The sequence below is a fragment of the Paraburkholderia sp. LEh10 genome (genome assembly GCF_017814945.1).
Taxonomy (GTDB): domain Bacteria; phylum Pseudomonadota; class Gammaproteobacteria; order Burkholderiales; family Burkholderiaceae; genus Paraburkholderia.
The window spans coordinates 40,764-60,761 of sequence record NZ_JAGIPX010000001.1 but is presented as its reverse complement, the minus strand read 5'-3'; the positions used below and the strand labels follow the sequence as shown (position 1 = coordinate 60,761).

Below are 19,998 nucleotides of genomic sequence, written 5' to 3'. Positions count from 1 at the left end.
TCCCATCGGATGGGGCTCACACGGCTGACGGTAAGCCCGTGACCGGTCTGAGCAAGCTTTATGCCGCGAAGAAGGGCGATTCGAAACCAGTTCCCGTTGCATGCGCGGGCCGGCGGGGAAACGGTTGCACGTCGGTCGCTCGTGCCCGGCTATGGTCGGCCAGTCACACGCTGCACCATCGCGTAGAGCACCGTCATCTGCAAGCCGTTCTTGAGCGCGTAGTTCGGGTCGTATTGATTGGAGTAACCCCACCAGTCGAAGCATGCATTCGGGTTCGTCGGCCCTGGTGCAGACGACGCAATCGTGTCGGGATACACGACCACCAGTTCATTCGTATCAGCCCATTCATTGATGCCTGCCTCGCTAACCCAGCGGTTTCCGATGAGCGACGCCTCCTGCAGGCAGCCGTGAAGGGCGAGCACGAATCCGCACTTTTTCCCTTGCGCGCAGGCCTTGGGAACAAAAACGCTCCCCGTCGAGCTCATCGAAAGGTTTGGAGATGCCCCGAACTCGGTTTGATCGAATGAAGACAGCGTACCGGACAGCCTTCCGTTGTTGCGGGGTTTCAATGGGCCGACGAACATCGTCAGCCACGTTTCTACTGAATCGTAGACTGCGCCATGTGCCGGGCAGCGCACCATGTAGGGACTTCCTAGCGTGCCGCATGGAAGTTCGCCATCGGGCGATTCCCAGCCGTGCTCAGCGGGATACGCGTTGTCAAAATGAACGTTCGCCCCATAGCGCCGGTATTCCGAGTTGAGGTCGGCCATCTCAAGCGGATTGACGACCTCGTCTTGCGTGCCGGACCAGAGGTAGACGGGCTGCCCACTCAGGTTCGTCGTCGGGTCGATGGTGCCGAGGGACGATTGCGCATCAAGATACGTCTCGGATGCGATAAGTGTGCTGTTGTACGACGCCTGATTCGACGGAAGGGTCAAGCCGCCACAGTTTGCCAAAGCTGTCGCGGCTCCTCCGGCGCCAGCACACCAGTACACTCCGCCAGCGTACACAGCGGCGCCCTTGAAGGTGGAAGAATGGGCGACGTGCATCTGAACTGCCGCGAAACCGCCTGACGAAATACCCGCGACGAAGACCTTCGCCGGGTCGATCTGATAGCGCTGAAGTTTGGTGATCCTGGACGCGTCCGCGTTGGGACTCCCGGTGGCGGCTGACGCCTTCGCAGATGCTCCCAGTGCACCGTCATCCGCACTGGAGGGATCGCCGCCACCGCACCCGGCGAGGCTGATCGCTAACATCGCTGCCGATGCTAATCGTAGGCCTAATGTCATCGTCATCATTGTCGCCTCCGCTCAGAGCGCTCGTCGAACTATGGCCGTGTCAGACGCCGACGAAGCAAAAATCGCTCCTGTATCGGTTGCGATCACAAGCTGGCGCCGAGCGAAAACGGTCCACTCGCAAATTCTGGCTGACCAATTCGTCCACGCGAGCCATTCGCGATGCAGACGTTGATAGGGAGGGGCGACGGAAGTATGACGTTCCAGCGCGAACCGAGTGAGCGCTGATGGATGTCGTTGGATTTCCAGACTCGGGATGAGGTGACGTTCATATCTCGTGTCATGTCGGACGTTCAAACGTCGCCTTTGCAACCGGCAACCGGCAACCGGCAACCGGCAACCGGCAACCGGCAACCGGCAACCGGCAACCGGCAACCGGCCGTCCGCCCGGTATCGCCCAGGTTTTTTCAGCGACCGTAGCTGCACAGTCCGATGCATGCGGAAGGACGGCGCAGTGCAGAATTCGACTAGCCAGCGACGTCTACAAGATCCTCGCAGATGCGAGATAGGCAGATGCGAGGCGCCTCTATGGCAACCCACCGTGACCAGTCATCCTGTCCCTCCGCGGTAGTAATACGCAGCGCTCGCGAACCATCGGCGAATGTCAGATATTCAACGTGCACGCCGTGCGTCGCACGACCAGCTTCGTCGCGAGCGCGGAATTCTCCGCGCCTGTGCATGTAGTGCAGCTTGCCTTCCTGCAAGAGATCCAGCGGTGACCAGTTTCCCGCGGGCGCAGGTTTTCTGTCCCACCGGTTCATCAGCGTCGCGGCAATTTCGGCATCCAACATCTCGCTCTTTCTCCGTGGACGGTCATAAAGGTATCCCAGTGCTTTTCTTGCGCCCGTAACGGATTTTCTTGCGCGAGCGCATACGGGATGGACACGGCCTGGCCGGTGAAAGCCGCTAGCGGTGCGTTCTGTGTAGGTGGCGTAACAACCACACCTCGAAGCCCGGAATAAGGCACAACCAGACCAGCCACATAAGCAGAGTCAACCGCAGTCTGCTGCCAAACGTTTGCGTACGCATGTTTGCTTTGCCCACGGGCCGTATCGCTACATCCGAAATAACGGCCACGCTCCTTTAACGTTTGATAGGGGAAAACCCGTAGAGTCTGTCACAGGTATTCGGACAGCCCGGGAAGCAAAAGAAGCTTCTCTGTCTTTGCGGTCCAGTACTCACGACGGATCAGCGACGGCAGGCGCCTGAGCGTATTGACCGGGTCGCCGCGGTCGGCGTCTTCATGCCTTGCCTCCCTTCCCAGCGGAACCCGCGAGAGCGGCGGGTCGACGCCGTCGGTATGAATTGGCTTCGCGCTTATGGATGCAACGATAGGTTCCGCACGGACGGATGGTCGCGCTCGTTGCAGGATTCTCCAGTTATGGTCATTGGAACCGCTATGTCGTCCAATCTGCACAGCGAGATTGAAGTGCCACCGTATTTAGTGGTCATCGATGCGCAGGAGGAATGGCGCCCTCGCCCGCAGCAGGTAATCGTGCTTGAGGGTTATCGTGCGGCGGCAGTCATTACGAGGCTTGACGGACGCCCGGTCTCTGGAGCGGCAACGGCGTACCGAATTGGCTTGGGGAATATATTCGGCGACCTTCAGGCTGCGTTGACGGACTGCGAACAGCGAGCACGAGATGCCATTAATGAGGGCTTCCCCGGGTAGTTGATGCATGCATCTTATCGAGCGCGTCCTGCCCTCGCGATCTTCATCCTTCTATCACTCCATCCGTCATCGTCACGCGTGTCTGGCGAGGCTTGCGTGGTTGGTTGGGGTTAGATTGTTGGGCAGATATTCCGCCTCGTCATAATCGTCGCCGACCGATTCCCAGTCCTGACACTTGCGCTTGATTCGCTCGATCTCGGCATTGGCCAATATGCGCCGCGGAGTCTTAGTCGATCCGGGTTTGCGATTGGTCATGCTCACATATCGTCGCCGGCGAGGGCCGACCCGTTGGGTGCCGGGTGCGCCGGCTCGCTGTGCTAGCATTCTGCGGAGGCCAAAAGTGAGACAGCTATGACTTATGAACAAGCGCACACACGATTGTTGACGGCACTCCAGGCAACGGTTCCACTCGTGAAGAGTCGTAAATACGCGCGAGCGGCAGGCGCTGTCGTTGAAACTCTGAACACCTTTCTGACTGATACGGCTGAACTGAATGATCGACGCGAACAAGTAGATGGCGTCCGGGACTACGTACAGTCGATCTACAGCTCATTGACGTACATCTCTGCCTGGTACGAAAGTCACGCCATGGATACGTCGATCGTGTCAGACCACCGGCATGCGCTTCGTGAAGGCACGGCCAGGATCGCAATTCAACTCTTTGAGACCGCTATCCAACAACTTCGATAGTCGTCTGAAAATATACGGTTACGATATCGCCCTCAAGACGCGCGGCTGGGGTGAGTCGCCGCATTCTCAAGTTGCTCGCCCTGAAGAAGACGAGCGCCTCAGTATCGTTGAATGTGCCGCGTAGACGAGCACACCTTCCGGTTCGACTTAGCTTCGGGCCACACGCTTCAAATCGGTGCACGAATTGACGAATTGAAAGGGATGCATATCTCAGCGAACCCCTGTACGGGCGTTCAAGGCCCATCGGTTGATCGTTCGACACGCATTTCACCGACACTCAACACGTCTCCTTTCGGTGAATTCGGCCCATTGACGCGCACGAGCGAGATCACGGCTTCGCTCAGATTGGTGACACCGAGATTCTGCAGCACATCGGCCAACGGCAGCATCAGCGTGCTTCCGTTGTGATGAATGGCGCCGGATGCTTCGAAAGCGCCAAAAGTGCCGATGAAGTGCGATGCCCTGGCGACGTCCGCGTCGCCGCTGGCAGGCAGGTTCAGGTAGATGTTGTAGTAATACCCACCGTTTCTTCCGAGCGCGGTGACCGCGAGCTTGTCCAGCACGAGATGAGGATACTTGAACGTGGTCGTGCTCGCCTCTTGCAGCGTCAGACGTGCACTGACCGACGCCTCGTTGAGTCTCACGTTCGCAACACCGCCGAGCGAGCGCCGGTTGTTCGACACCGAACGCGCAGCCATATTCGGGAAGTTGCCGATTGGAGGGCGGGTGAGGATCGGTGCAAGCTGCGCCTGCACACGGATGATGCGGCCTACCTGGGCGCTTTGAGGCAGTCTGGTCGGCACATTGTTGGGCTTGGCGTACTGATAGTTGAGACTCTCGGGTCGGTAGCACCGCGATCTGGCGATCGTGAGGTTCGTCGCATAGGTGAACGACCCGGACCAGTAGGAGCTGTTTGGCGCCGGCACGATTGTCGGAGGCTCAAGACACCAGGCGTCCCACAGTCGGTCCACATTCGCGTGGTGCAGATAGAAGATGGGATCGATAGGCGACGACATGTCCGCCATCCATCCTCCGATAATATTGTGCACCGGGTTATGAGGAGCCGATTCAAACGATGCCTCATAAGAATTCGATGTCCCGCGCTGCATATTGACGATGCTCGACGAGAACGGCGCGAGGGTCAGCGCAGCATAAACATTCGTATTGACGCGCCCGGATACATATAACGGATTGCCGCTGGCCGCGTCGGTGAATTCGCTCGGCATGTTGGGATACGTGTAGTAATCCCAATACGGCAGCGTGAGCGCGCTGTCTCCCGACACGATTCTCAACTGCTGCTCGAAGTAGTACAGGTAGCCGCGATGCCACGCGAAAAAGTACGGCTGCATATGCGGACAGTAGTTGAGGTGCACGTTGGCCCAGTACGTCCATGACGTCGGCTTGGTTGAGTCGGTCTCAGCCTTCATCAATTTCACTGCATTCAGAAAGGACGCGTACTGCGGCGTCGTTTTGAATACCTGCCATTCCACGCGCGTGGACAGCGTTGTCTGGCTAAACCCCGGCACGGGCAGCGACATCAGCGCAGCGACCGAGGCAGATCCCTTGAGAAAAGAGCGACGGTTGTATTTATTCGTTGCCATTCAGGTTCTCCTCTGGTCGGAGGCATTGACGTGCATAGATTTGTGAGAATGTCTCGATGAGTTCGGCAATGCGAACTCGCCTCTGGCGCTCCACGCGCTGAACAGATGCACGATAACCCGGCGAGTCGCGAAAGCATCGCTTTATCAGGCAAGAACTGTGCGCAAGCACACCTTTTTTCAGATCCTGCCCGTCGGGCAATACGCATACGTCTACCGATCCGTCCTGGGCGGATCCAATTGGGCAGTTGCGAATCAATATCACCTGGCAAAAAGGCAATACGAATCAATGTTGTTTTGATGCTTGAAAGGCCGCGCAACCGGTTGGCGTCACGCAGCCGATCGCAACGCCAACACGTTTTCGCTAAGGTCGGTTTAGAGGACGACGGGGAACCCATCGAGGTTGAGCAGCACGCCTGGGACATCGGGTGTTCGGCGCACACCAGAACACATGCCACCTGATGGATTCGCCATCGCGCAGGATGTTACTGATCGTGTCGATCAGCAGAAATCGGCTGAGCGCCGTGACGGCGACGTATGACGTGACTTTGCCGGAAGCGGGATGCATTTGCACCGTCACAAAGCTTACGTTTTGTCACCACGCCAGAGTCAACTCCTTCCGTTAGGCGTTCGTTAAACGGGCAGCGCTGAACTTTCTCGGGCGCCTAACAAGGAGTCACCCATGAAGACGATTTACGCCGCTCTCGCTTCCGCTCTGCTCGTTTCGACAGCTTTCGCGCAGACCGCTGCGCCGACACCGACCGACCCAACAACGGCGGTGCAAGCCGGCCAGGCCAACATGAAGGCCAGCGCCGAAGTGCAAACGGACGCATCGAAGATCGACGGCGCGGCCAAGGAAGCCGGCAGTGTGACCAACAAGGCAACCACCAGCGCAACTGATAAGGAAAGCGCCGAAGTTCATGCGAACAAGAAGCCCGCGGTGCACGTCAAAAAGACTCAATCGCACAAGCTGAGCAAGAAGGAGCCAGGCATCGAAGCGGCCCCGCAAAAGGCCAAGACGGATGCCGGCAACGAGGTGTCGACGGCGCGAGTGAAGGCCGACACCAAGACCGATGCCGTGACCAGGACGCAATAACGTTATCGGGCTTCGGCACACACCAGCCAGTAGGTATAAAGCTGGACGTGCCATTCAAGGCGAGTCTTCCGACTCGCCTCTTTTGTGACCGTTTCGCTTCGGGCCGTATCGATACGCCACAGAACACAAGACTCGCCCATTCACGCGCATCGACCTGAAGTGTCATGGCCAGAGCGACGACAGGTGCACCGGCGCGCTTTGCTCTTTTGATGCCCATCCTCGGCTGTGACGTCGACCGTCTATCCCGTGATGTCTTTCAAACGACTCCCCGGCACGCAACCTGTCTGGCCGGTGGCTGGCGTCGGCAACCGCAGAAACGGGCGCACGCTGCAGCTATCGGTCGTAGGTGGTCACAATGGCAGCGAACTGCCTAAAGCCGTCGCGAAATGGGCAGTGTCGCATGAGAGGGAGAACCAGAATGAACCGTAGAAGAATGCTGCCGGCGGCGCTAGCGTGTGCGGCGCTGACTGCATGCGGGTGGCTGCAGGAAGGGCCGGGAGCATCAGACATCGACGGCGCCGTCCGTCGGGCGCTGGACGCGACGAACAAGGGAGGCCTGAATGCCCTTGCGGGCAATCCGCTGCCGACCTCCGACACGGTGGCATCAGTGAAATCCGATGGTGACTGCGCGAAAGCATCGAACGCGAGCGGTAGCCTTGTATTCACTTGCAACGTTAGCATCGTCTTACGACCGGATCAGTCAAACGATCAAGGCGCGACCCTTCATGCAGAATTGCAGTTCGGAAGAGACGGCAATGGTCGATGGCAGACCTCCGACATCGACCGCGCGCTTGTTGTTGGCACCGCGAAATCAATCATCGATCAGGCGAGTCGCGCGCTGTCTGGACAGGCTGCGTCGAGCCCACAATAATCCTGAATATAGCTCCCAGTCCCAGACCGTCAGCGGGGTCATGCCGGTCCCGTCTGATCGCCCCACTGAATCGCGTCACCTGCAACGCCGGTCGGAAGGCACTCACCAAGGTACAGCTGCTCGGCAGTTCCATCGCCGCAGCTTTCGACATATCGCCTCCCATGAGTGGCGAACGCATGACCGTGCTGCAATCGAGCCGGCTCCAGTCGTCGTGTTAAGCCGTCCAGTCTAAAATGGATGCAGGCCTGCGCCGCGAACCGCGACGCTTCAGCGAATCGACGACGCGAGGAGGGGCTATGCTTCGCGCAAAGATCATCGGTCGGGCAATTGCTGCGGTGTGTGCACTGACGCTATGGGGGTGTGTCTACTATGGCCCATACAGCTACTATCCGGGCGCGGGTGGCTACTACGCCTGTACCAGCGCAGCGGCAGCATCGGCTGAGGGTCAGCAACCGGCTTTGGCGAGCAGCCGCGTCGGCGCGGCGACAACTCCAAATGCCCTGCCGTCATCGGGCCAGAACTGCACGTTCGTGTCCGTGCCGCCGCCCGCATACTATCCCAACCCTATTTATTACGGCTACCCGGCGTACTACTACGGCTATCCGGGGCCTGCATATTACAGATGGTAGGGGGGCATGCGTGGTATCCCCTTGTTCTCAGTGCATTTTGCGACGGTAGCTGTCACCTACAAATCGACCAATAGGCATGAGCCCAACTTGATCGGGACGTGTCAAACAATAAATAGTTGAAAAATTCAATTAAAATCCTATAATGACAGTTTCGGCTGACAGATTGCCGGGCGGACGGGAGGGAGCGAACTTGTATTCGGACTTTCTGACCTTCAGACTGGATCTCACCAGCGAGTTGCTGATCAGCAGGGCCAATGCGGTATATCGCGAGCAGTGGAATCTCGATGTTCGCGCGTTGCGCGTCCTGCGGCTTGTGTGTTCTGAACCTGACATCACGCCAAAAGAAGTGTCGCAGCGTGCGCTGATCGAGAAGACGCTGCTTTCGAAAATTCTCGCCAACCTCGAAGCGCGGGATCTGATCGGTCGCGACACGCACGCAGCGGATCGCCGCAGCGTTGCGTTGCGCGCTACTCCTTACGGGTTTAAGGTCGCGCGAGACTCGGAAGCGCTGGGTATAGAACTGGAAAGCGAACTGGTCAAGGCACTCAGTGCGAGCGAGCGTAAGTCGCTTGAAAAGCTGCTCGACAAGCTTGCTCGCAGCCTGCTCGACAGCAATGAACAGCGCACTCCCGCATAGTGGTTCCACCGGCCACTGTGTGATCAAGGAGTCGTCATGTCAACACTGATCAAGGCAATGGCAAGCGCAATCGAAGGCCTTTTACCAGGGCTCGAAACGTCAACCATTGATCGAAGTTCGCGCCGGTCTCGAATCCTGCTTTGCGCACGACCTCGAGCGCGAAATCTACGCGTCGACGGCGTTGCTCGGCGCGGCAGTTCAGACGGGGTTGTCTTATTTAGAGTGGACGAACGGGTGGACACCGTGGTTCGCCACGCTCGTCCGTGTAGCAGTCCGTCTTGCCTCGCTTTACTTTGGATGGCGGTTGCCGGCTTTTCATGAACGAAAGGGAAACGTCGTCACCGACAAACGGTAACCGTATCAGGACGCGCTTTGCGAATCGCCGTCGATGGGAATCACCTGGCCTGAAATGGAACCTCCTGACAATCATATCGATGCGGGTTTGCATGATCTCCGCATCACCCGCTATGGGTTTCTGCTGCTGGACAACTTTTCGCTAATCGCGCTCGGCACGGCAGTTGACCCGCTGCGGATCGCGAACATGCTGGTCGAGCGGCCCGTCTACCAATATCAGCTGATCGGCACCAACGGCGACCACGTGCGTTCGAGTGACGGCATCCGCGTGATGCCCGACTTGCAAATGGCCGATGCCGAAAAGTTCGACGCGGTGTTCGTCGTCGGCCCGAACCCGATTCCGCGCAAAGGCATCGGCGCGATTCTCGACTGGCTGCGCTTGCAGGCACGTCATGGCACCGCGCTCGGCGGCCTCGACACGGGCAGCTATTTCCTCGCGCGCGCCGGTCTGCTCAATGGATATCGCTGCACGATTCACTGGGAAGATCAGGACGTCCTGCTGGAACAGTTTCCGAAACTCACGGTATCCAACCGCCTTTACGAAGTCGACCGCGACCGCTACAGCTGCAGCGGCGGCGTCGCGCCTCTCGATCTGATGGTGCATCTGCTTGGCAGCGCGCCGGGCAGTGCTTCGCTTGCGGCGCGTGTGCTCGAACTGCTGGTCGCCGAACGGCGCACGCATGAGCAGCGTCAGGTGACATCGCTGCGGCAGTACATCGGCGCGGAACACGCGAAGCTCGACGAGGCATTGCAGGTGATGGAGAGCAATGTCGAAGAACCGCTTTCCGTCGTCGAAATTGCGGCATTTCTTGACGTGTCCCAACGGCAACTTGAACGCTGGTTCCAGGAGCGCATCGGTAAGACGCCCGCGCAGGCGTATTTGGAAATCCGGCTGTTGCGCGCGAGGCAATTGCTCTATCGCACCGCCAGGCCACTCGAAGAGGTTTGCGCGCGCACCGGGTTCACATCGCTCACGCATTTTTCAACGCGCTACAGGGCGCAGTTCCGCATCTCGCCGATCGCCGACCGGCGCCGATACCAGAACGCGCTTTGAGCGTTGAGCAGCACGCAGCGTCGTGCCTGCTTGCGTTCGTGGTGGTTAACCCTCAATGTCGATTTTAGAGAGTCGCCTGTCGAATCAAGAAAACTTCCGAACCGTCAGACTTCTAACATCCGCTCACACCCACTCGTTTTTTCACTGAGGAGTTGAGCGAATGAAACAGGAGAGCCTGATCCGTATCGAGAATGGCGAGAAAGTAAAGCATACGTTCTCCGATGCCGAATACGCGAACCGCCATGGCAAGCTGCGCGATCTGATGGCGCGCGAGAACATCGACGCGGTGCTGTTCACCTCGTATCACAACATCAACTATTACGCAGACTTTCTCTATTGCTCGTTCGGCCGCAAGTACGGACTCGTCGTGACGGAAAAGAAAGTCGTGTCGATTTCGGCGAATATCGACGGCGGCCAGCCGTGGCGCCGTACGGTCGGCGATTACAACATCGTCTATACCGACTGGCAGCGCGATAACTTCTTCCGCGCGGTGCAGGGCGAGATCGACAACAAGGGTCGCGTCGGCGTCGAATTCGATCAGATCCCCGTCGAGGTACTGCACAAGCTGAAGGCCGCACTGCCGTCCGTCGAGTTCGTCGATATCAGCGCGCAGACGATGCGCATGCGCATGATCAAGTCGGCGGAAGAAATCGAAGTAATCAAGCACGGGGCGAATGTGTGCGACGTGGGCGGCGCGGCGCTCGCCGCCGCCGTTCACGAAGGTGTGCCCGAGCATGAAGTGGCGCTCGCATCGACGCAGGCAATGGTGCGCGAAATTGCCCGCCGCTTCCCCGACTCGGAGCTGATGGATACGTGGACGTGGTTCCAGTCCGGCATCAACACGGACGGCGCGCACAACCCGGTGACGACGCGCAAGGTTCAGAAGGGCGACATCCTGAGCCTGAACTGCTTTTCGATGATCGCCGGCTACTACACGGCGCTCGAACGCACGATGTTCTTCGATCACTGTTCCGACGAGCATCTGCGTCTGTGGAAGATCAATGTCGAAGTGCATGAAGCAGGCCTCAAGCTGATCAAGCCGGGCGCGCGCTGCTGCGATATCGCCAACGAACTCAACAAGATCTACGCCGAGTACGGTCTGCTCGAGTACCGCACGTTCGGTTACGGTCATTCGTTCGGCGTGCTGTCGCATTACTACGGGCGCGAAGCTGGGCTCGAATTGCGCGAAGACATCGAGACGGTGCTCGAACCGAACATGGTCGTGTCGATGGAACCGATGATCATGCTGCCCGAAGGCAAGCCGGGCGCAGGCGGTTATCGCGAGCACGACATTCTCGTGATCGGCGAGAAGGGCGCAACGAACATCACCGGCTTCCCGTACGGGCCGGAGAAAAACATCATCAAGGCCTGACGGCTCATTGACGGACCGGTCTGCGGCGCGCGCCGCCGCAGACGACTCGAAAAGCAGGAGGCTTCACAGATGTTCTCGAAAGAACAGACGATCGCAGGCTTTGATCCGGAATTGTCTGCCGCAATGCTGCTCGAACGGCAGCGGCAGGAAGCGCACATCGAGCTGATCGCATCGGAAAACTATGCGAGCCCGCGCGTGCTCGAAGCACAGGGTTCGGTGCTGACCAACAAGTACGCGGAGGGCTATCCCGGCAAGCGTTATTACGGCGGCTGCGAGCATGTCGACGTGGTCGAAACGCTGGCAATCGAACGCGCGAAGCAGCTCTTCGGCGCGGCCTATGCAAACGTGCAGCCGCATAGCGGCTCGCAGGCCAACGCGGCGGTGTATCTCGCGCTGCTCACGCCGGGCGACACGATACTCGGCATGAGCCTCGCGCACGGCGGCCATCTGACGCACGGCGCGAAGGTGTCGTTCTCGGGCAAGGTGTTCAACGCGGTGCAGTACGGCATCGATGCGCAGAGCGGGCTGATCGATTACGACGAAGTCGAACGGCTCGCGCTGGAGCATAAGCCGAAAATGATCGTCGCGGGTTTTTCGGCCTATTCGCGAGTGCTCGATTTCGCGCGCTTCCGCGAGATCGCGGACAGCATCGGCGCGTTGTTGTTCGTCGACATGGCGCATGTGGCGGGACTCGTTGCTGCCGGGCTTTATCCGAACCCGGTTCCGCTCGCGGACGTCGTGACCACGACCACGCACAAGACCTTGCGCGGTCCGCGCGGCGGCCTGATTCTGGCGCGCGCTAACGAGGCTATCGAAAAGAAGCTCAACGCCATGGTCTTTCCCGGCACGCAAGGCGGCCCGCTGATGCATGTGATTGCCGCGAAAGCGGTGGCGTTTCGCGAAGCGCTCGGCGCGGAATTCGTTGCCTATCAGAAGCAGACACTGGCGAATGCGCGCGCGATGGTGAGCGTTTTCATCGAGCGCGGTTATAAGGTGGTGTCGGGCGGCACGGACGATCACCTGTTCCTCGTCGATCTCGTGAACAAGGGCATCACGGGCAAAGACGCCGACGCCGCGCTTGGCCGCGCGCACATCACGGTGAACAAGAACGCGGTGCCCAACGATCCGCAGTCGCCGTTCGTGACGAGCGGCATCCGCATCGGCACGCCTGCAATGACCACGCGCGGTTTCGACGAGAACGATGCGCGGCTGACGGCTGCCCTCGTATGCGACGTGCTCGATCGCCTCGGCGACGCGCAGACGGAAGCACGCGTGCGCGAGCAGGTCGCGCAGCTCTGCGCGCGCTTGCCCGTATATAGCGGCTTATAAGGGACACGTATCCAGGAGGAGACTCACATGAAACAGAGCGTGGTGATAGGAGAACTCGCGGCGCCCGATTACGCGCGTCGTATCGGCGACGGCTGGCCCGTGCTGATTCCGCTCGGCGCACTCGAACAGCACGGCCCGCATATGTCGATGAACCCCGATGTGCTGCTGCCGACGGCGATCGGCATCGCGGTTGCGCAGAACATCGACGCGCTCGTCGCGCCTGCCATTGCCTATGGCTACAAGTCGCAGCAAAAGAGTGGCGGCGGCAACCATCTGTGCGGCACGACGAGTCTCGACGGCCATACGTTGTCGTCGACCGTGAAAGACATTCTGAAGGAATTCGCGCGTCACGGCGCACGCAAGGTCTGTCTGATCAACGGCCACTTCGAGAACTCGATGTTCGCCGTCGAGGGGATCGATCTCGCGTTGCGCGAGTTGCGCTGGGAAGGCGTTCACGACGTGCAGGTGGTGATGCTGTCGTACTGGGACTTCGTCACGGAAGAAACGATTGCCCGTATCTATCCGGAAGGTTTTCCGGGCTGGGCCGTCGAGCATGGCGGCGTGCTGGAAACGTCGCTGATGCTGCATCTGCATCCGCATCTCGTCGATCTGTCGAAAGTGCCCACGCATGCGGCGGCGACCTTCCCGCCGTACGACGTGTTCCCGACGATACCGGAATGGACGCCCGCGTCGGGCTGTCTGTCCTCCGCGGCAGCCGCGACGGCCGACAAGGGGAAGTTGCTATTCGACGTTTGCGTGGAAGGGATTTCGCAGGCATTGGGCGAAGGTTGGCTAGCGCGTGCGAAAGCATCGCAAGCCTGAATGCGAGGAGAGAGCGATGAGCACCCGTGAAAGCAGGCAGGCACGACAGGGAGTGGACGCCGACAAGGCGTGGAGCATCGAGCAGCACGCAATCGATCCGATCCCCCGCGAAGACAGGCATGGCACACCAGCCGAACTCTTCAAGATGTGGATCGGTGCAAACACGAATTACGTGGTCGTGGTGACGGGCGCGCTGGCACTTTCTCAGGGGCTATCGCTCTGGCAGGCCTTGCTGGCGATTCTGGTCGGCAATGCGCTCGGCTGTTTCGTGCTCGGGCTGACCACCATCATGGGACCGAAAACGGGCACGTCCGGCATCATGACGTCGCGCAGTTCGTTTGGGCAACTGGGTTCGTTTCTGCCGAAAACCGTCAGCCTGATTTCGGCGCTGAGCTGGTTTTCGATCAACTCGGTCGTTGCCACCCAGGCGCTCGAAACGCTGCTGAAAATGGGCGGATTTCAGAGTCATGCGGTGGTGTGGGTGTCGCTTGCCATCATTCTCGCGGCGGAGATCGTGCTCGCAATCTTCGGTCACGCGACGATCATCGCAGCGGAGAAGTGGATTGCGATCGTGCTCGCAGTACTCTTCGCAGGACTCGCCGCGTTCGTGTTGCCGCATATGAGTCTCGCGATCGCATTGCAGGTCAACCATGGCGGCGGCTCGCTCAGCACGTGGCTGATCGCAATGGGTATCGTGTTCGCTTACCCGATCGGCTGGGCCAATTTCGCATCTGACTATAGCCGCTATTTTCCCGCCGAAACCAGCTGGAAAAAGATCGTGCTTGCGGCGGGCGGCGGGCAGTTCGTCGCGCTGACGTTTTGCGAGGTGATCGGCGTGCTGTTCGCGACGGCGCTCGGCGGGTCGCTCGGCGACGATCCCGTCAGCCAGCTGTCGCGCTTTCTGCCGACGTGGTTCATCGTGCCGCTGCTGTTCGCGATCATCCTGGGCGGCATTGCGGCCAACGTGCCGAACGGTTACACGGCGGGTCTCGGGCTGCTGGCGCTGCGCATTCCGATCAACCGCATTACGTCGCTTGCCATCATTGCGCTCTTCACGCTCACGTTCCGCGTCGTTACCGTGTTCTACGGCCAGTTCTTCGATATGTACCAGGTGTTTCTTAACTACATGGTGTTCTGGACTGCGCCGTGGGCCGCGATCGTCGTCGTCGATTACTTCATGCGCGGCGGCCGCTACCGCACCGACGACTGGATGAAGTGGGGCAGCGGCGCGTACTGGTACACGGGTGGCGTGTTCTGGCCCGGCATCGTCGCGTGGATGCTGGGGATCGTCGCGTCGATCGTGTTCTCGAATTCGCCGACGTACGTGAGCCCGCTGATGCACGACTATCTCCGCTGGGGCGACCTGAGCTTCGAATTCTCGCTGTTGACGGGTGGTATCGCCTACTTCCTGCTCGCCCGCCGGCACCCGCTCTTTCAAACTACATCGGCTGCCGATCGTCTGCAGGGCGACGCGCATTCCAGCTCGATCTGATATCGAAGCGCCGAACTCACACGCGGGCGCAACTTGCCGCCCGCAAACCGTCACCGCATCATCAGGTCTGGAGAGCGTCAATGAGTACGAGAAGAATCTTTTCGGGTGAATCTGTGGCCGCTGTCATTGCGCCTTCGGGCGCGAGTGATGGCAGCGCATCGGATGCGATGAACGAAACCGTCGATCCGAAGCTGCTGAAACGCGCGGCATGGGCGAGCTTTATCGGCAACTTCGTCGAATGGTTCGACTACGCGTCGTATGGTTATCTCGCGACCGTCATTGCGATCGTGTTCTTTCCGAAGACGGATGGAACCACGGGTTTGCTGGCCGCGTATGGCGTATTCGCGATTTCGTTTATCGTACGGCCGGTCGGCGGTATCGTGTGGGGGCACTTCGGCGACAAGGTGGGGCGGCGCACGTCGCTGTCGCTCTCGATTCTCATCATGTCCTGTTCGACCTTCGCGATTGCGCTGCTGCCGACCTATGCGCAGGTCGGCATGCTTGCGCCCGTTCTGCTCCTGCTGGTGCGCGTGATTCAGGGCTTTTCGGCGTCGGGCGAATACGCGGGCGCATCGGCGTTTCTGGCGGAATATGCACCGGCAAATCGCCGCGGGGTCTACACGAGTATCGTGCCCGCGAGCACGGCGGCAGGGCTGCTGTTCGGTTCGATCCTCATCGCCGTGCTGCATGCGGTGCTCGACAGCGACCAGTTGCACAGTTTTGGATGGCGTCTGCCGTTTCTGCTTGCTGCGCCGTTCGGGCTGATCGGCCGGTACATCCGCGTGCGGCTGGAAGACACGCCGCGTTTCAAAGCACTCGAACAGGACCAGCAGGTCGCGCGCGCACCGATCGCCGAACTTCTCGGCAAACATCGCGCGAAAATGTTGATCGCATTCGGCGTGACGTGCCTGAATGCCGTCGCGTTCTATCTGGTACTGAGCTATATGCCGACGTATCTGTCGACTGAACTGGGCATGGACGAGACCGCTTCGTTCATTGCCGCGACGATCTCGCTGACGGCTTATGTCGGGTTGATATTCGTGATGGGCACGTTGTCGGACCGTATCGGCCGCAAGTCGATGCTGATCGGCGCATCGGTGCTCTTCGCCGTATTGACGGTGCCGCTCTTCAAGGGCCTGGCGGGTGCGGGCTTCATGACGATCGTCGCGATACAGATTGCGTTCGGCGCGCTGTTGACGATGAACGACGGCACGCTGCCGTGTTTTCTTGCCGAAATCTTTCCGACGCGCGTGCGCTATAGCGGCTTTGCATTCTGCTTCAATGCCGCGAACGCGTTGTTCGGCGGCACTGCGCCGCTGGTCGCGACCTGGCTGATCGGCGCAACGGGAAGCAAACTCGCGCCTGCATGGTATCTGGTCGCGGCGTCGGGCGTCGCACTGGTTGCGATGATCGGCAGCCGCGAGACGTCGCACTCGCCACTGGCCGACGAGTGACGCATCATGAAGCGCATCGCAGACGGCGCAACCAGACCGGTGCAGTTCGGCATCGTGCTATTGCCGAATTTCACATTGACGGCGTTCTCGGGCTTTGTCGATCTGTTGCGCCTTGCGAGCGACGATTGCGATTTCAGCCAGCCGGTTAGATGCGCATGGACGGTGGTCGGAGAAACGCTATTGCCCGTAAAAGCGAGCTGCGGCATCCAGATCCAGCCGTGGAAAACCTTCGACGAGGCAGGGACGTTCGACTACCTCGCGGTGATCGGCGGATTGCTGCATTCCGGACCCGGCGTCAGCGACGCGACGCTTCGGTTCATTCGTCGCGCCGCCGATGCGTCGTCGACACTCGTGGGCATTTGCACCGGCGTGTTCGCGCTCTCGCGTGCGGGCGTGATGGACGGACATCGCGTGTGCGTCAGCTGGTTCCATTACTGGGACTACATCGCGCGGTTTCCTGAAGTCGATGAGCGCTTACTCGTCGCGGACAGGCTGTTTGTCGTCGACCGTCGGCGAATTTCGTGTTCGGGCGGACGTGCTTCTGTCGACGTGGCGGCGGCGATTCTGCATCGGCATATCGATAGTGCGACGGTGCAAAAAGCACTGCGCATTCTTCTCGTTGAAGATGCGCAGCGGGCCAACGCGCCGCAGCCGCATCCGCCCGGCATGAAGCCGGTGACCCACCCACGCATCAAACGGGTCGTGCATCTGATGGAGCAACACATCGGGCAGCCGTTGAGTCTGGTCGAACTGGCTGCCCGGGTCGACATGTCCGTGCGCCAGCTGCAACGTCTTTTCAAGGTTCAAACGGGTGAGTCGCCGCTGGCGTACGCGAGGCATCTGCGGCTGCGGACGGCTGCATGGCTGCTGACGGGATCGGATCGAACGGTGGCGGCGATTGCGGCGACCTGTGGCTTCTCGGATGCGTCGCATATGGGACGCGAGTTTCGCAAAGTGTATGGCGTTGCGCCTAATGCGTATCGGGCGCTTCGAGGTTGCTTTGCAGACGGCGAGGCCTCAGCAGTCGAGCCCATCCCGGCGAGACATGACTGGTTAGGGCGATCATGGAACCATATGCGAGCCGGGCAGTAACAGCGAACTTCGATGCGCGATAAGCGGCGCGCTTGCGCATACTGTTGCTCGACTGAATGTCCGGTTTGCAAGCGGCCGTTGATTTGGCTGTGGACGAAGGGCGGCTCGGGGTTCGCTATGTAAACCTCTGCTTAGCGGATCTTTGCCGTCGTCCACGCGCTTATGTCGGCAGACGACTGCATTGGCCCCGAAGCCCAACGTCGCGGATAAAAACTGGTACTGCTCCCGTCACGCACGCGTTCTCACAATGCGCCACGACCCGAGGACACGGGACGAACCCTATAGACTGTCGCTGGTGGATTCCCGAGCCAGCAGGCTGCGGCGCCGCGGTCCGCCCCTGTCTGCTTCTGACGGGCAGTTCACCAGTTCGCGCTATCCGGATCCGCGATGCCCGGTTTCGAATCGGTCCAGCAACCCGGGGATGATGGCGAGGCATCTACCACCCCGAATGCTGCGACTTCAGTCGTCAAACTCGCCTGCTTCCAGAGCGTCGGCGAAGTCCGTGAGCCATGTGGCGAAGTGATCGGTGTCGTAGATCGCCGTCTTGCCATTGGTGACTCGTGTTACGGAGATCTGCCGGACCGCGCCCTTCCGGCCGCCCGCCGGATAGTCGTCATTGTCCGTGATCTTGAACTCATGCAGGTCGAGTCCGCGGCTTGCAAGCACGGCCTTGACGTCTTCCTGTTCGTCCCAGGAGAACTCGGTGAAGTCATGGGCTGCCATGGCTGGTTCCTCGGCGCGGTGAGCGAAAAACATCCTAGCATGATGACATCGCGAAACCAGACCGAACGAACTTTTTTTCAAATGGGGGCGACGGGAGCGTGGCCTGAGGGATACGAGCGAAGTACAACAATCCGAGGTCGATGAACCACGGCTAGCCTTTTTTGGGGCGAGATGTCGCTGATACTGAGGGGATCAGGTGGCGCGAGGCGGTGCCGATCGAACGGCGGCGGTGCAAACCATGAGCGCGTGAATGCGCATTCTTTGACAGTACACGCAGGGCAGGCGTCTGCGTGACGGAAACTGTGCAAACGGCGCTACGCGGTGAATTGGGGATACACGGTCAAGTGATTGCGCGGTTGAATTCATTAACCGTCTCGTTCATCTCGCCGCTAGCTCAAGCCGGCCGGCCAGCCGGCACCCGCGATGCCTCATACGGTGACGGGTGCCTCATCTCGACAGACTCAGGGTTCTCAGCGGGCTGCCGTTCGATGTCTGGTGCACGTCGCAGGCGACTGAGTCTCGAATTGGGCAGTGCCATCCGGCAATGCACCGTCGGCGCACGGGTATCAGCTTCGTCTGTCGGATTTCCGACGTTCGATGCGCATTGACGACCGATCAAAAACCCGAAGATGGGAAGCCGTCACTTGAATGAACCGGCCTCGATGAAAAATTGGTTGAAATAGCCTCAAGCGAGGCGGTAGACGTTTGTTACCGTGCCCCGGAACAAAGCTTGCCGATCTTGCGCGCTGGCATCGGCAGTGAGGCGCTTGAATGCATTCCAGCCGTTGCTGAACGGGTAGGAACCTTTGTCAACCGGAAAATTGCTTTCGAACATACAGCGATTCGCACCGAACGCCTCGATGCATGTAAGCATCCACGGCTTCCAGGTTTCAGCTAGTTCAATGGAAGACGGCGGCTTCTCGCCCTTTTCGAAGTCAAAACCGTTGATACGCATGCCGAGTCCACCCAACTTCACATAAACGTTCGGCAACTGCGCCAGTTCGCGCATGGAGCGTGACCACGTATCAAAAACTTCCTTGCGGTGATCGGTGTAGCTGCCGATTCGCACGACGCCCCCGCAGTGGTTGATGATGAAGGGTGTATCCGGATTCGCCTTGGCGAGATCGAACAACTCGGGAAGTTGAGGAAAGAACAGCCACGCGTCGTAAGAGAGTCCCAACGACTTCAGCTGAGCGACGCCCGCACGATAGTTGGGGTCGAGCAATAAACCGCGAGGTACGGCCGACAGCGGATTGACAAGCGTTGCATCAGCATCCCACGTTACGAGATGACGAACACCTCGCAAGCGGCTGTCACCTGCCTCCAGTTCTGCCTCAAACACCTCACGTACAGCAGCGCCGCGTCGAAGATCCGCGTATCCGACAATGCCTTTTGCGACCTGCGGCTTCTCCTTTTGCATGGGTGAGGTCACTTCAGCAACATACTCGATCTCACCTACTGGACGGAGCTGTTCCGGACCAGTGGTGCGGTAGCGAGTCAGTGCCTGCATGAAGACAGAAGCAGTGATGTTGTGTCCCGACCGCGCATCTTCCAGATATTCATTGAGCAGATAGGTCCAACCCGTACGCTCGTAAAAGTGGTGATGCGCGTCGACAATAGGCATATCCGGTTCGAGCGCCGCTTCCGTTCCAGATGCAAGCCAATCGGCACGGACAGGGAGGTAATTGCTGGTTTTGCTCATACTGCGCGATTCCTCTTTGGCAAAAACATGGCGCACGCTTAGCGTAGGCAACACGATGGATGCGGCGGCCGCGCTTAGCAAGCGGCGTCGGCGAATTGAATGGCGAGGTTGCATCC

At 59.5% G+C, this 19,998-nt stretch carries 17 protein-coding genes; 11 read left to right on the top strand and 6 right to left on the bottom strand.

The annotated features are described in order from the left end of the window. Positions 1-149: 149 nt before the first annotated feature. The 4 genes from J8I87_RS00270 to J8I87_RS00255 form a co-directional block, all read right to left on the bottom strand. A complete protein-coding gene (locus J8I87_RS00270) occupies positions 150-1,298 on the bottom strand; it encodes a prolyl oligopeptidase family serine peptidase (RefSeq protein ID WP_209929454.1) in 1,149 nt (382 codons plus the stop codon). A gap of 464 nt (positions 1,299-1,762) precedes the next feature. Further along, the gene (locus J8I87_RS00265; protein WP_209929453.1) at positions 1,763-2,086 is read right to left on the bottom strand and encodes a hypothetical protein; all 324 of its coding nucleotides are present in this window, start codon (positions 2,084-2,086) and stop codon (positions 1,763-1,765) included. 953 nt (positions 2,087-3,039) lie between these two features. Beyond that, positions 3,040-3,222 carry a hypothetical protein gene (locus J8I87_RS00260; protein ID WP_209929452.1) on the bottom strand — a complete coding sequence of 61 codons (183 nt, stop codon included), beginning with the start codon at positions 3,220-3,222 and terminating at the stop codon, positions 3,040-3,042. Positions 3,223-3,890: 668 nt separating this feature from the next. Beyond that, complete coding sequence (locus tag J8I87_RS00255; protein WP_209929451.1) at positions 3,891-5,258, bottom strand: tyrosinase family protein; 1,368 nt, start codon at positions 5,256-5,258, stop codon at positions 3,891-3,893. A gap of 679 nt (positions 5,259-5,937) precedes the next feature. Between J8I87_RS00255 and J8I87_RS00250 the strand changes: the two genes are divergently transcribed. The 11 genes from J8I87_RS00250 (at position 5,938) to J8I87_RS00200 (ending at position 17,457) form a co-directional block, all read left to right on the top strand. Continuing rightward, the gene (locus J8I87_RS00250) at positions 5,938-6,351 is read left to right on the top strand and encodes a hypothetical protein (protein ID WP_209929450.1); all 414 of its coding nucleotides are present in this window, start codon (positions 5,938-5,940) and stop codon (positions 6,349-6,351) included. Between the two features lie 418 nt (positions 6,352-6,769). Continuing rightward, the gene (locus J8I87_RS00245; protein ID WP_209929449.1) at positions 6,770-7,222 is read left to right on the top strand and encodes a hypothetical protein; all 453 of its coding nucleotides are present in this window, start codon (positions 6,770-6,772) and stop codon (positions 7,220-7,222) included. A gap of 335 nt (positions 7,223-7,557) precedes the next feature. Continuing rightward, positions 7,558-7,851 carry a hypothetical protein gene (locus J8I87_RS00240; protein ID WP_209929448.1) on the top strand — a complete coding sequence of 98 codons (294 nt, stop codon included), beginning with the start codon at positions 7,558-7,560 and terminating at the stop codon, positions 7,849-7,851. A gap of 163 nt (positions 7,852-8,014) precedes the next feature. Next, a complete protein-coding gene (locus tag J8I87_RS00235; RefSeq protein WP_245253607.1) occupies positions 8,015-8,488 on the top strand; it encodes a MarR family winged helix-turn-helix transcriptional regulator in 474 nt (157 codons plus the stop codon). 409 nt (positions 8,489-8,897) lie between these two features. Then, positions 8,898-9,896, top strand: a complete 999-nt coding sequence (locus J8I87_RS00230) for a GlxA family transcriptional regulator (protein ID WP_209929447.1) — start codon at positions 8,898-8,900, stop codon at positions 9,894-9,896. A 160-nt stretch (positions 9,897-10,056) separates the two neighbouring features. Beyond that, positions 10,057-11,268 carry a M24 family metallopeptidase gene (locus tag J8I87_RS00225; protein ID WP_209929446.1) on the top strand — a complete coding sequence of 404 codons (1,212 nt, stop codon included), beginning with the start codon at positions 10,057-10,059 and terminating at the stop codon, positions 11,266-11,268. Between the two features lie 69 nt (positions 11,269-11,337). Continuing rightward, positions 11,338-12,597, top strand: coding sequence for a serine hydroxymethyltransferase (glyA, locus tag J8I87_RS00220; protein ID WP_209929445.1), 1,260 nt, complete (start codon positions 11,338-11,340; stop codon positions 12,595-12,597). Positions 12,598-12,624: 27 nt separating this feature from the next. Then, positions 12,625-13,419, top strand: coding sequence for a creatininase (locus tag J8I87_RS00215; RefSeq protein WP_209929444.1), 795 nt, complete (start codon positions 12,625-12,627; stop codon positions 13,417-13,419). A 16-nt stretch (positions 13,420-13,435) separates the two neighbouring features. Beyond that, positions 13,436-14,911, top strand: coding sequence for a purine-cytosine permease family protein (locus J8I87_RS00210; RefSeq protein WP_209929443.1), 1,476 nt, complete (start codon positions 13,436-13,438; stop codon positions 14,909-14,911). 80 nt (positions 14,912-14,991) lie between these two features. Further along, on the top strand, positions 14,992-16,365 hold the full coding sequence (locus tag J8I87_RS00205) for an MFS transporter (RefSeq protein WP_280923041.1): 1,374 nt from the start codon (positions 14,992-14,994) through the stop codon (positions 16,363-16,365). A gap of 6 nt (positions 16,366-16,371) precedes the next feature. Further along, positions 16,372-17,457, top strand: a complete 1,086-nt coding sequence (locus J8I87_RS00200) for a GlxA family transcriptional regulator (RefSeq protein ID WP_209929442.1) — start codon at positions 16,372-16,374, stop codon at positions 17,455-17,457. 459 nt (positions 17,458-17,916) lie between these two features. Here the strand turns inward: J8I87_RS00200 and J8I87_RS00195 are convergent, their stop codons facing one another. Next, on the bottom strand, positions 17,917-18,180 hold the full coding sequence (locus J8I87_RS00195) for a hypothetical protein (RefSeq protein ID WP_209929441.1): 264 nt from the start codon (positions 18,178-18,180) through the stop codon (positions 17,917-17,919). A gap of 685 nt (positions 18,181-18,865) precedes the next feature. Further along, positions 18,866-19,996, bottom strand: a complete 1,131-nt coding sequence (locus tag J8I87_RS00190) for an amidohydrolase family protein (RefSeq protein ID WP_209929440.1) — start codon at positions 19,994-19,996, stop codon at positions 18,866-18,868. Between the last annotated feature and the right edge of the window lie 2 nt (positions 19,997-19,998).

Excerpts from the sequence above, each read along its gene's own strand:
- J8I87_RS00205 (WP_280923041.1), top strand. The coding sequence starts at position 14,992 with ATGAGTACGAGAAGAATCTTTTCGGGTGAATCTGTGGCCGCTGTCATT.
- J8I87_RS00200 (WP_209929442.1), top strand. The coding sequence starts at position 16,372 with ATGAAGCGCATCGCAGACGGCGCAACCAGACCGGTGCAGTTCGGCATC.
- glyA (WP_209929445.1), top strand. The coding sequence starts at position 11,338 with ATGTTCTCGAAAGAACAGACGATCGCAGGCTTTGATCCGGAATTGTCT.
- J8I87_RS00225 (WP_209929446.1), top strand. The coding sequence starts at position 10,057 with ATGAAACAGGAGAGCCTGATCCGTATCGAGAATGGCGAGAAAGTAAAG.
- J8I87_RS00260 (WP_209929452.1), bottom strand. The coding sequence starts at position 3,222 with ATGACCAATCGCAAACCCGGATCGACTAAGACTCCGCGGCGCATATTG.
- J8I87_RS00210 (WP_209929443.1), top strand. The coding sequence starts at position 13,436 with ATGAGCACCCGTGAAAGCAGGCAGGCACGACAGGGAGTGGACGCCGAC.
- J8I87_RS00255 (WP_209929451.1), bottom strand. The coding sequence starts at position 5,258 with ATGGCAACGAATAAATACAACCGTCGCTCTTTTCTCAAGGGATCTGCC.
- J8I87_RS00250 (WP_209929450.1), top strand. The coding sequence starts at position 5,938 with ATGAAGACGATTTACGCCGCTCTCGCTTCCGCTCTGCTCGTTTCGACA.
- J8I87_RS00265 (WP_209929453.1), bottom strand. The coding sequence starts at position 2,086 with ATGTTGGATGCCGAAATTGCCGCGACGCTGATGAACCGGTGGGACAGA.
- J8I87_RS00230 (WP_209929447.1), top strand. The coding sequence starts at position 8,898 with ATGGAACCTCCTGACAATCATATCGATGCGGGTTTGCATGATCTCCGC.
- J8I87_RS00215 (WP_209929444.1), top strand. The coding sequence starts at position 12,625 with ATGAAACAGAGCGTGGTGATAGGAGAACTCGCGGCGCCCGATTACGCG.
- J8I87_RS00270 (WP_209929454.1), bottom strand. The coding sequence starts at position 1,298 with ATGATGACGATGACATTAGGCCTACGATTAGCATCGGCAGCGATGTTA.
- J8I87_RS00190 (WP_209929440.1), bottom strand. The coding sequence starts at position 19,996 with ATGCAACCTCGCCATTCAATTCGCCGACGCCGCTTGCTAAGCGCGGCC.
- J8I87_RS00195 (WP_209929441.1), bottom strand. The coding sequence starts at position 18,180 with ATGGCAGCCCATGACTTCACCGAGTTCTCCTGGGACGAACAGGAAGAC.
- J8I87_RS00245 (WP_209929449.1), top strand. The coding sequence starts at position 6,770 with ATGAACCGTAGAAGAATGCTGCCGGCGGCGCTAGCGTGTGCGGCGCTG.